Below are 11,606 nucleotides of genomic sequence, written 5' to 3'. Positions count from 1 at the left end.
GATGTCCGCACTGGAGATCAACGCCCTGGTCACCGACACCGACCACGGCCCCCAGCTGACCGCACTGCTCTCCTACCCCACCAACATCCTGACCCCCGCCGACGTCAACGAACTCGCCGCACACTGGCAATCCGCCCTCCAGGCCCTCACCCACCACGCCGCCACCCCCGGCGCCGGCGGCCTCACCCCCACCGACCTCCCCCTCCTCACCACCACCCAGACCGACATCGACACCTGGGAGAGCAACTACCCCGGCCTGACCGATGTCTGGCCGCTCACCAAGGTCCAGTCCGGCCTCCTCTTCCACGCGAAGCTCGCAGACGCCGAGTTCGACGTGTACCACATGCAAATGGTCTTCCACCTGGCCGGACAGGTGGACCCGCAACGACTCCGCACCGCAGGCCAGGCCCTCCTGGACCGCCACCCCAACCTGCGCGCAGCCTTCGCCCCCAACACCACCGGAGACCTCGTTCAACTGATCCCCGGCAGAGTCGAGTTGCCGTGGCGGTTCCTCGATCTGCGGCACCTGGACGGTGAGGAGCGGGACGCGGTCTTCGAGCAGTTCGTCGCCGAGGACCGGAGCGTCCACTTCGACCCGGAGAGGCCGCCCCTGCTCCGCCTGGCGCTGATCCGCCTGACAGACGAACGCAGCGAACTCGTCCTCACCGCCCACCACGTGCTGTTCGACGGCTGGTCACTGCCGCACATCGTGCACGACCTGATGCACCTCTACGGCTCCGACGGTGACAACGACGGGCTGCCGAGGGTCCGCAGCTACCGCGACTACCTCGCCTGGCTCGCCCACCGCGACCGGGAAGCGGCCGCCCGTGCCTGGGCCGAGGAGATGACGGGCGTCGAGGAGCCGACGCTCCTCGTGCCGCGCACCGAGCCGATGGTCGCGTCCGGTCTCGGCAACGTGGAGGTGCCCATCGAGGACGCCCGTGCCCTGTCGCGGTGTGCCGCGGCACTCGGCGTCACCCTCAACACCCTCGTCCAGGGCGCCTGGGCCATCCTGCTGTCCGCCCTCACCGGCCGGAACGACGTCGTCTTCGGCGCCACCGTCTCCGGGCGGCCCGCCGACCTCCCCGGGGTCGACGAGATGGTGGGCATGTTCATCAACACCCTCCCCGTCCGCGTCGACTGCACTCCCGCACAGACCCTCGCCGCCCTCCTCACCACCCTCCAGAGCCGGCAGGCCGCCCTCCTCGACCACCACCACTACGCTCTCGCGGACATCCAGCGGGACAGCGGGATGAGCACCCTGTTCGACACCCTGGTGCTGTTCGAGTCGTATCCGGTGGACCGGTCCGGCATCAGCCGGGCCACGACGGCGGCCGACATCGAGGTCACCGGCCTGCGGCCGTTCGCGGGTTCCCACTACCCCCTCACGCTGACCGCCTCCGCCGAGCCCCATCTGCGGCTGTCGCTGCAGTACCAGCAGGGTGTGGTCGAGCCCGGGACGGCGGCCGACGTCGCCGCGCGGTTCACCCGCGTCCTGCGCCAGGTCGTCGCCGATCCCGGACTGCGGCTGAGCGCCGTCGACGTACTGACCCCCGACGAGCGCGAGCGGCTCCTGGTCGACCTCAACGCCACGGCCGCGCCCACCCCGGACCCGACGGTCGTCGAGCTGTTCGAACGGCAGGCCCTCGCCACTCCGGACGCGGTCGCGGTCGTCGCCGGTGACGACTCCCTCTCCTACGGCGAGGTGGACGCCCGGGCGAACCGGCTCGCGCACCATCTGATCCGTCAGGGGGTGGGGATCGAGTCCGTGGTGGCCGTGACGTTGCCGCGGTCGGCGGACCTCGTCGTCGCCCTGTTGGCCGTGCTGAAGGCCGGAGGCACATATGTGCCGATCGACCCGGACCACCCGGCGACCCGCGTCGAGTACGTACTCGGTGATGCGCGGCCTGTGGTCACCCTCGCCCCGGACGTCCTGGCCGCCGACCTGAGCGGCTACCCGGACACCAGACCGGACACCGCGCGCGTGACGATGGCCAACGCGGCCTACGCGATCTACACCTCCGGTTCCACCGGACGGCCGAAGGGCGTGGTGATCTCCCATGGCGCGCTCGGCAACCTGCTGGCCTCGATGGGCGAGCAGTTCCCGTTGCGGTCCGAGGACCGCCTGCTGGCCGTGACCACGATCGCCTTCGACATCGCGGCGTTGGAGGTGTTCCTGCCCCTGCTGTCCGGCGCCCGCGTGGTGATCGCCCCGAAGGAGATCGGCACCGATCCCGCCGTCGTCCTGGAGCTGATCGAGAGCCGTGGCATCACGGCCGTCCAGGCGACGCCGACGCTGTGGCAGATGCTCGTGACGCACCGGCCGGAGGGACCGCGCGGACTGCGCGTCCTGGTGGGCGGGGAGGCGCTGCCCGCCGCTCTCGCCGAGACGCTGTGCGAGGAGGCACGGGAGGTCGTCAACGTCTACGGGCCGACCGAGACCACCATCTGGTCCACCGCCTCACGGGTGCTGCCCGGCTCCGGCACGCCGCCGATCGGCCGGCCCCTGGCCAACACCCGTGCGTACGTACTGGACGGCGCGTTGCGCCCGGTCGCCCCGGGTGTGGTGGGCGAGTTGTACCTCGCCGGTGACGGTCTGGCACGCGGGTATCTGAACCGGCCGGGGCTGTCGGCGGAGCGGTTCGTGGCCGATCCGTTCGGCACGGGTACGCGGATGTACCGTACGGGCGACCTGGTACGCCTGCGGGCCGACGGACAGCTCGACTATGTGGGCCGTGCCGACTTCCAGGTGAAGGTGCGCGGATTCCGGATCGAGCTGGGCGAGATCGAGTCGGTGCTGGCCTCGCACCCGGCGGTCGGGCAGGCGGTTGTCGTGGCCCGCGAGGACCGGCCCGGAGACCAGCGCCTGGTGGCGTACGTCGTGCCGGACACCGAGAGTTCCGACGCCGGCGCGCAGGCACAGGTCGAGGAGTGGCGCGAGGTCTACGAGCTGGCGTACGAGGAATCCCGGGACGCGGCCTGGGGTGAGGACTTCGCCCTGTGGACGTCGGTCTACACCGGCGAGCCGATCCCGCTGCCGGAGATGCACGCGTGGCGGGACGCCGCCGTCGCGCAGATCCTGCGCGGCGCCCCGCGCCGGGTCCTCGAACTGGGCGTCGGAGCAGGTCTGCTGGCGGCGAAGGCGGTCGGTGAGGTCGACGAGTACTGGGGCACCGACCTGTCCGCCTCCGCCGTCGAGCGGCTGCGTCACCAGGCGGAGGAGGCCGGGTACGGACGGCGGGTGCGGCTGCGCTGCCAGCCCGCCGACGATGCCACGGGCCTGCCCCTCGGCTACTTCGACACGGTCGTCCTCAACTCCGTGGTGCAGTACTTCCCCGGCACCGAGTACCTCGACCAGGTGTTGCGGACCGCACTGGACCTGCTCGCCCCGGGCGGCCGGATCGTCGTCGGCGACGTGCGCCACGCCGGGTCGCTGAAGGTTCTCCAGGCCGCGGTGCAGTCGGCGGCCCGCCCGCAGGCGTCCCCGGCCGAAGTGCGCGGCGCCGTCGAGCAGGCGGTGCTGCGGGAGAAGGAACTCGTCGTCGACCCCGAGTGGTTCAGCGTCTGGGCCGAGGCCAACGCGGTGGCGGCGGTCGATGTCCGGCTCAAGAACGGCCGAGCCCACAACGAACTCACCCGGTACCGCTACGAGGTGGTGTTGCACAAGGCGCCGGCCGACACCCTCGACCTGCACGCGGCCCCCACCCTCTCCTGGGGCCGGGACGTCGACGACCTGGAGGGGCTGGCCGAGGAGTGCCGGGCCGGCGACGGCGGACCGCTGCGGGTGGCGGGCATCCCCAACGCGCGGCTGCGCGGCGACTTCGCGACGGCGGTCGACCTGTCGCTCGTCGCCGGCTCCGGAACCGCGGGTCCCTCCCTGGACCCGCAGGACCTCCAGGAGTGGGCGGACCGGCAGGGCTGGGGCTTGATCGCGACCTGCTCCGCCGACGCCGTGGAATGCTTCGACGCGATCGTGCTGCCCGACGGCCCGGTAGCCGGGCGGGCGGTCCGCGGAGGGTTCACCCCCTCCGGCCGTACCGGCCGTCCCCTGGCGAACGATCCGTCCGGAACGCGGGACGTGGGAGCGCTGGCGACGCGGCTGCGCGGCTACGTGCGAGAGCGGCTTCCGGACTACATGGTGCCGTCCGCCGTACTGGCGGTCACCGAACTGCCCAGGACGCCCAACGGAAAGCTCGACCGGCGGGCGCTGCCGGCGCCCGACCACACCGAGGCCGCAACCTCCGGACGCGGGCCGCGCGACCGGCGCGAAGAGATGCTGTGCGCCCTGTTCGCCGAGGTGCTCGGGCTGCCCGAGATCGGCATCGACGATGACTTCTTCGCCCTGGGCGGTCACTCGCTGCTCGCCACCCGGCTGATCAGCCGCATCCGCACCGAACTCGGCGTCGACATCCCCATCCGTGTGCTGTTCGAGTCCCCGACCGTTGCCGACCTCTCCGGCCTCGCGCAGACGATGGCCGCGTCCCGTCGGCCCCTTCTGCGCAAGATGACCGAGGAGTGAGAGGCCAAATGATCCCGTTGTCGTTCGCCCAGCGCCGGCTGTGGTTCATCCACCAGCTCGAAGGCCCGTCCGCCACGTACAACATGCTGGCTGTCCTGCGCATGAAGGGCGTCCTGGACGTGGTGGCCCTGAGGGCAGCGGTCAGGGACCTGGTGGGCCGGCATCAGCCGCTGCACACGATGGTCGCCGAGGACGAGGACGGCGTGCCCCATCAGCGGATCATTCCGATGGAGCAGGTCACGCTCGACGTCCCGCTCATCGAGGTGACCGCCGAGGAGCAGGGCGCCGCGATCACCGAGGCGGTCACCTACCGGTTCCGGCTGGCCGACGAGATACCCGTGCAGGCGCGGATCCTGCGGATCGCCCCCGAGGAGCATGTGTTCGTGCTGGTCGCGCATCACTTCGCCTGCGACGGCGAGTCCACCGCGCCGATGGCGCGGGACCTGGTGGCCGCCTACACCGCGCGCCGGGAGGGCAGCGCACCCGAGTGGACCCCGCTGGAGATCCAGTACAGCGACTACACGCTGTGGCAGCGCGAACTCCTCGGTGACGAGTCCGATCCGGAGAGCCTGCTGTCCGGTCAGGTCAGGTACTGGCAGAAGGAACTCGCGGGCGTCCCGCAGCCCTTGCGTCTTCCGCTCGACCGGCAGCGGCCCCCCATGGCCAGCCACCGTGGCGACGTCGTGGAGTTCGACCTGGACGCCGACCTGACGGCCGGCCTGGAGAAGATCGCCACCGCCCACGGGGCGACGGTGTCGATGGTGCTGCAGGCCGCGATCGCCGTGCTGTTCCACCAGGTCGGCGGCGGCGACGACCTGACCATCGGGTCGCCGATCGCGGGCCGCACCGAGGAAGCCCTGGCCGATCTCGTCGGGTTCTTCGTCAACACCTGGGTGCTGCGCACGGACCTGTCGGGCGATCCGGCCTTCACCGAACTCGTCGAGCAGGTGCGCGGGAAGGCGCTGAGCGCGTACGACAACCAGGACGTGCCGTTCGAGCGGCTGGTTGAGCTGCTCAACCCCGACCGCTCCACCGCGTACCAGCCGCTGTTCCAGGTGATGTTCGCCTGGCACAACGTCACCGAGGCCGACTTCGGCATGCCCGGTCTCGAGGTGGCCGTCGAGCCGGCCCTGACCAAGTCCGCCAAGTTCGACCTGTTCTTCAACATGGCGGGCAACCCGGGACTGCGGGGAGCCTGGGGCAGCCTCGAGTATGCCACCGAACTGTTCGACCGGGAGACGGTGGAGCGGCTCGTGGGCCGGTTCCAGCGGCTGCTGCGGCAGGTCGTCCAGGACCCGCGGATCCGCGTGGGCGCGGTGGACGTCCTGGAGCCGGGGGAGCGGGAGCGGGTCGTCACCGAGTGGAACGCCACCGCCCACGAGGTGCCGGCGCGGACCCTCGGCGTGGCCTTCGAGGAGCAGGTCGAGCGCACCCCCGACCGGCCCGCCCTCGTCTTCGAGGGGGAGACACTCGGCTACCGGGAGCTGAACGAGCGCGCCAACCGGCTCGCGCACTGGCTGATCGAGCGGGGCGCCGGCCCCGAGCGGATCGTCGCCGTCCGGCTGCCTCGCTCCTTCGACCTGGTCACCGCCATCTACGGCGTCGTCAAGTCCGGGGCCGCATACCTGCCGATCGAGACCGACGTGCCCGAGGACCGGGTCGCCCACCTCCTCGCGGACGCCGCACCGCTGCTGACGCTCACCGAACTGCCCGACACCTCCGGCAGTTTGGCCACGAACCCGGACGTTGCGGTGACGCCGGACCATGCCGCCTACGTCATCTACACCTCCGGATCGACGGGTGGCCCCAAGGGCGTCGTCGTCTCGCACCGCTCGATCATGAACCGCATCGCCTGGGGCCACGACCGGTACGGACTCCTCGACAGCGACCGGATGATGCTGAACACGTCCGTGGGATTCGACGTCTCGGTCCCGGAGCTGTTCTGGCCGCTGCAGGTCGGCTCGGCCATCGTGATCCCCCGCCCCGACGGGCACCGCGATCCCGCCTACCTCGCGCGGCTGATCCAGGAGCAGGACGTCTCCGAGATCAACATGGTCCCGTCCCTGCTGGCCGCGTTCGTCGCCGAGCCCGCCGCGAGCGGCTGCACCGGGCTGCGCCGGGTGGAAGCCGCCGGGGAGGCGCTGCCCGTGGACCTCGCAAACCGCTTCGCCGCCGTGCTGCCGTACACCGAACTGCACAACCTCTACGGGCCCACCGAGGCGGCCGTCGAGGTGACCGCGTGGCAGCACCGTCCCGAGGAGGGCGCCACCAGCGTGCCGATCGGCGCGCCGATCTGGAACACCCAGGTGTACGTGCTGGACGGTGCGCTGCGTCCGGTCGCCCCCGGTGTGGTGGGCGAGCTGTACCTGGCGGGCGCGGGCCTGGCGCGTGGGTACCTGAACCGGCCGGGGCTGTCCGCGGAGCGGTTCGTGGCCGATCCGTTCGGCGCGGGTACGCGGATGTACCGCACGGGCGACCTGGTGCGCTGGCGGCGTGACGGTGTGCTCGACTACGTGGGCCGTGCCGACTTCCAGGTGAAGGTGCGCGGCTTCCGGATCGAGCTGGGCGAGATCGAGTCGGTGCTGGCCTCGCACCCGGCGGTGGACCAGGCGGTCGTGGTGGCCCGCGAGGACCGGCCCGGAGACCAGCGCCTGGTGGCGTACGTGGTGACGGACGGCCGGGACACCCAGGACAGCGGTGACGAGCAGGACAGCGGTGACGTGCAGGACGGAGCGGACACCGACTCGCTGGCCACCCGGCTCCGTGAGCACGTCGCCGCGCGGCTGCCGGAGTACATGGTGCCGTCCGCGGTGATCCCCCTCGCGGAGATCCCCCTGACCTCCAGCGGAAAGCTGGACCGCCGGTCCCTGCCGCTGCCCCGGTACACCGAGACGGCCGGCGGCAACCGGCCGCGCAACCGGCGCGAGGAGATCCTCTGCGAGATGTTCGCGGAGGTGCTGGGCCTGCCCGGCGTCGGCATCGACGACGACTTCTTCGCCCTGGGCGGCCACTCGCTGCTGGCCGCCGGCCTCATCGGGCGCATCCGGCAGGAGTTCGGCATCGACCTCGCCATCCGGTCGGTGTTCCGCGCCCCCACGGTCGCCCAGCTCGCGGCGCGTCTGATCCCCAACAGCATCCCCGACGAGCTGGACGACCCCTTCGCGGTGGTGCTGAAGTTCCAGACCGAGGGCACCCGGCCGCCGCTGTGGTGCATCCATCCGGGCGGCGGCCTCAGCTGGTCCTACCTCGGCTTCACGCCCCACTTCAAGGACCGGCCCGTCTACGGCATCCAGGCACGCGGCTACGACGGCACTGCCGAACTCCCCTCGTCCGTCGACGAGATGGTCACCGACTACATCGAGCAGATGCTGGCGTTCCAGCCCGACGGCCCCTTCCATCTGCTCGGCTGGTCCTACGGCGGCACCATCGCCCACAGCCTCGCGGCCGAACTCGAGCGGCGCGGCCACGCGGTGGCGCTGCTCGCCCTCCTCGACTCTCCGACGGGCAGCGTCTTCGCGGCGCAGGACGACGTGGCCCACATGGACGCCCGTGCCGCCCTGGAGGAGTACATCAGCCGTTTCGCGGATCCTGCCGAGCACGAGCGGCTGCTGACGGCGGCCACCAAGGTGCTCGCCAACAACATGGCGGTCATGAAGGGATTCGCGTCGCCCGTCTTCACCGGCCGCGCGCTCTACTTCCAGGCCGCCCTCGACGAACGGAAGGAGTCTTTCGCGCCCCTGTGGGAGAAGCACGTTCTGGGCGGTGTGACGGAACACGACGTGCAGAGCACCCACCTCGAGATGAACATGCCCGACCCCGTGGCCGAGGTCTGCGCCGTCATCAACAGCGAACTCGGTGAAGGGAAATAGCCGCGATGCCCACCACTTCCGGGGAGACCTCCATGGAAAGCAGTGACACCATGACGTACGACGTCGTGGGAGCAGGTTTCGGGCCGGCCAACCTGTCGCTCGCCGTCGCCCTTCAGGAATGCCGGGAAGGCGGCACGCCCCGGCCGACCGCCGCCTTCTTCGAGCGGAAGCCGCAGCTCGGGTGGCACCGGGGAATGCTGCTTCCGGGTGCGAAGATGCAGATCTCGTTCCTGAAAGACCTCGTCACCTTCCGCAATCCGGCATCGCCGTTCAGCTTCGTGTCGTATCTGCACGCGATGGGCCGGCTGCCCCAGTTCGTGAACAACCAGGACTTCTTCGCCACTCGCCAGGAGTTCCACGACTACCTGGAATGGGCGGAGGCGAAACTGGCCCACCAGGTCACCTACGGCGCGGAGATCACGCAGATCCGGCTGCCCGCGTCGGGCCGGCGCGGCGAAGCGATCGAGCACCTGGAGGTCGAGGTGCGCGGGGACTCGCTCCCGGGCGGCACCAGGGTGCTCACCGCGCACAACATCGTGATATCGACCGGGCTCGTGCCCCGCATGCCCGCCGGAGTGCAGCGCGACGAACGGGTCTGGCACAGCTCGGAGTTCCTGGACCGGTTCACGGCCTGGAACCCCGGCGAGCTGAACCGGGTGGCGGTCGTCGGGGCGGGCCAGAGCGCTGCCGAAGTCGTCAGGTACCTGCACGACGCCCTGCCCGACGCGTCCATCACGGCGATCCTCCCGCCGTACGGCTACGCGCTCGCGGACAACACCCCGTTCGCCAACCGGGTCTTCGACCCGTCCGCCGTGGACGACTACTACTACGGCTCCGAACGTTCCAGGGACGTCATCTGGCAGCACCACAGGAACACCAACTACTCGGTCGTCGACGACGAGGTCATCAAGGGCCTGCACGAACGGGTCTACGGCGACGAGGTGGCGGGCCGCAACCGGATCGAGTTCCTCAACCTGTCCCGGGTCTGCGGCGTCAAGCGCGCCGCGGACGAGACCCGCGTCACCGTCATGTCGGTCGCGACCGAGGAGACCCGCGAACTCGACGTGGACGTCCTGGTCTGCGCCACCGGCTACGACCCGATGAACCCCGCCCCGATCCTCGGCGAACTCGACTCGCTGTGCCTGCGCGACGCCCGGGGACGCTACCGCGTCGAACGTGACTACCGGATCGCCACGGCACCCGAACTGCGCTGCGGCATCTATCTGCAGGGCGGCACGGAACACACGCACGGTCTGACGTCCTCGCTGCTGTCGAACCTCGCCGTGCGCAGCGGCGAGATCGTGGCGTCGCTGCTGGACCGCCGCAAGTAGCAAAGCCCCGACGAACTTCGACCCGAAAGGGATTGCCACCATGAGCACCAACCCGTTCGACGACACCGACGGCCGCTTCTACATCCTGGCGAACGACGAGGAGCAGCACTCCCTGTGGCCCACCTTCGCCGAGGTGCCGGCCGGCTGGCGCATCGTCTTCGGAGAGTCCGACCGCGCGTCGGCCCTGGAGTACGTCGAGCAGAACTGGCCCGACATCCGGCCCAGGAGCCTGCGCGAGGCCATGGCCGCCGATGCCGCGACCGCCGGCGCCCAGGGAGCCTGAGCAGCCGATGCGAGCCATACCTCTGGTGTGCGTGCCGTTCGCCGGAGCGGGGGCCTCCTTCTTCCACCCGTGGGAAGCCCTGGCCGGCGAGAAGCTGCGGATCGTGGCGGTGCAGCCGCCGGGCCGCGAATGGAAGCTCGTCGAGGAGCCGTACCGCGACGCCGCGCAGGCCGCCGCCGGGCTGCTGCCCGAGATCGTCGAGGAGATCGGCGATGCGGACCGCGTGGCGCTCTTCGGCCACAGCCTGGGGGCCGTCCTGGCCTACGAACTCGCCCATCTGCTGGCCGCCCGTCCCGGCATCGAGGTCGTCCGCCTCTTCGTCAGCGGTTCACCCGGCCCATGGACCAGGCGCCCCGTCCAGGCCACCGGGCTGGACGACGAGCAGTTCCTGGACCGGGTCCGGGAGTTCGCCGGATACCGCCACGACGCCCTGGAGAACGAGGAGATGCGCGAGCTGATCCTGCCGGTGCTGCGGGCCGACGTGGAGATGCACGAGAACTACACCCCCAGCACGGACCGGCCGCTGCCGGCGCCGATCACCGCCCTGCGGGCCCGTGGCGACGAACTCGTCACCGGCGAGCAGACGGGGGAGTGGAGCAAGGCCACCAGCAGCACGTTCACGCTCGTCGAGGTGGACGGCGGTCACATGTACCTGACCGAGGACACGGCCGGGCTGCTGCGGCTGATCGAGGACGAGGTCACCCGGACATGAGCGGCCGGGCTCGAAGGAACGCCGTCCACCAAGGAGGGGAGCCATGCGCCTGGCCGGAAGGACCGCCGTCATCACCGGTGCCGCACGCGGTGTCGGACGGACCTGCGCCACCGTCTTCGCCGAGGAGGGCGCCGACCTCGTCCTCCTCGACATCGCCGACGACATCCCCGGTGTGCCCTACCCGCTGGGCTCCGCCGGACAGTTGGCGCACACCGCCGAGCTGTGCCGCAAGCACGGCGTCACCGTGCTCACCCGGCAGGCGGACGTCCGCGACCTCGACGCCGTGCAGCACGTCGTCGACGAGGCGCACGAACGTCTCGGCCGCATCGACGTGCTGGTGAACAACGCGGGCATCGCCGCCCCCTCGGGCCGGACGACCCACGAGATCACCGAGGCCGAGTGGCAGCTCATGATCGACGTCGATCTGTCCGGCGCCTGGCGGATGACCCGGGCGGTCGGGCGGATCATGACCGAACAGCGCGCCGGAAGCATCGTCAACGTAGCCTCCACCGCGGGCCTGGTCGGCTATCGGCACTTCGCCGGGTACGTCGCCGCCAAGCACGGTGTGGTCGGCCTCAGCAAGGCCGCGGCCCTCGACTACGCCCCGATGAAGGTCCGGGTCAACGCGCTGTGCCCCGGCTCGGTCCGGGACGACTTCGGGGCGGAGGGGCGGATGCTCTCGGAGATCGCGAGGTCTTTGGACGTCCCGGTCGCCGAGCACGAGGAGACCTTCCTCCAGTCGCAGCCCATGAACGCCCTCGTGGAACCGGAGGACGTCGCAGCGGCCGCCCTCTGGCTGGCCTCCGATGAATCCCGGCAGGTCACGGGGTCCGTTGTCACCGTAGACGGCGGATTCACCGCACGCTGAGCGCGGATTCGCCAATCGCAGGGA

At 70.8% G+C, this 11,606-nt stretch carries 6 protein-coding genes; all 6 read left to right on the top strand.

All coding sequences use genetic code 11. The annotated features are described in order from the left end of the window. The coding region (locus tag ACFY3C_RS03505; protein WP_390769526.1) for an amino acid adenylation domain-containing protein at nucleotides 1–4,519 on the top strand (4,519 nt) is incomplete at its 5' end. An 8-nt stretch (nucleotides 4,520–4,527) separates the two neighbouring features. Next, complete coding sequence (locus ACFY3C_RS03500; protein ID WP_390769525.1) at nucleotides 4,528–8,388, top strand: amino acid adenylation domain-containing protein; 3,861 nt, start codon at nucleotides 4,528–4,530, stop codon at nucleotides 8,386–8,388. A gap of 32 nt (nucleotides 8,389–8,420) precedes the next feature. After that, nucleotides 8,421–9,719, top strand: a complete 1,299-nt coding sequence (locus ACFY3C_RS03495) for a lysine N(6)-hydroxylase/L-ornithine N(5)-oxygenase family protein (RefSeq protein ID WP_390769524.1) — start codon at nucleotides 8,421–8,423, stop codon at nucleotides 9,717–9,719. 40 nt (nucleotides 9,720–9,759) lie between these two features. Next, nucleotides 9,760–10,002: an MbtH family protein gene (locus tag ACFY3C_RS03490; protein WP_386577710.1), complete on the top strand. Its 243-nt coding sequence runs from the start codon at nucleotides 9,760–9,762 to the stop codon at nucleotides 10,000–10,002. Between the two features lie 7 nt (nucleotides 10,003–10,009). After that, nucleotides 10,010–10,714: a thioesterase II family protein gene (locus ACFY3C_RS03485; RefSeq protein WP_386577711.1), complete on the top strand. Its 705-nt coding sequence runs from the start codon at nucleotides 10,010–10,012 to the stop codon at nucleotides 10,712–10,714. Between the two features lie 43 nt (nucleotides 10,715–10,757). Beyond that, nucleotides 10,758–11,582, top strand: coding sequence for an SDR family oxidoreductase (locus tag ACFY3C_RS03480; protein WP_390769523.1), 825 nt, complete (start codon nucleotides 10,758–10,760; stop codon nucleotides 11,580–11,582). Nucleotides 11,583–11,606: the final 24 nt, after the last annotated feature.

Source organism: Streptomyces sp. NPDC001410 (assembly GCF_042895235.1).
Taxonomy (GTDB): domain Bacteria; phylum Actinomycetota; class Actinomycetes; order Streptomycetales; family Streptomycetaceae; genus Streptomyces.
Note: the sequence above shows the minus strand (reverse complement) of the source record. Positions and strands in the feature narration are given on the sequence as shown.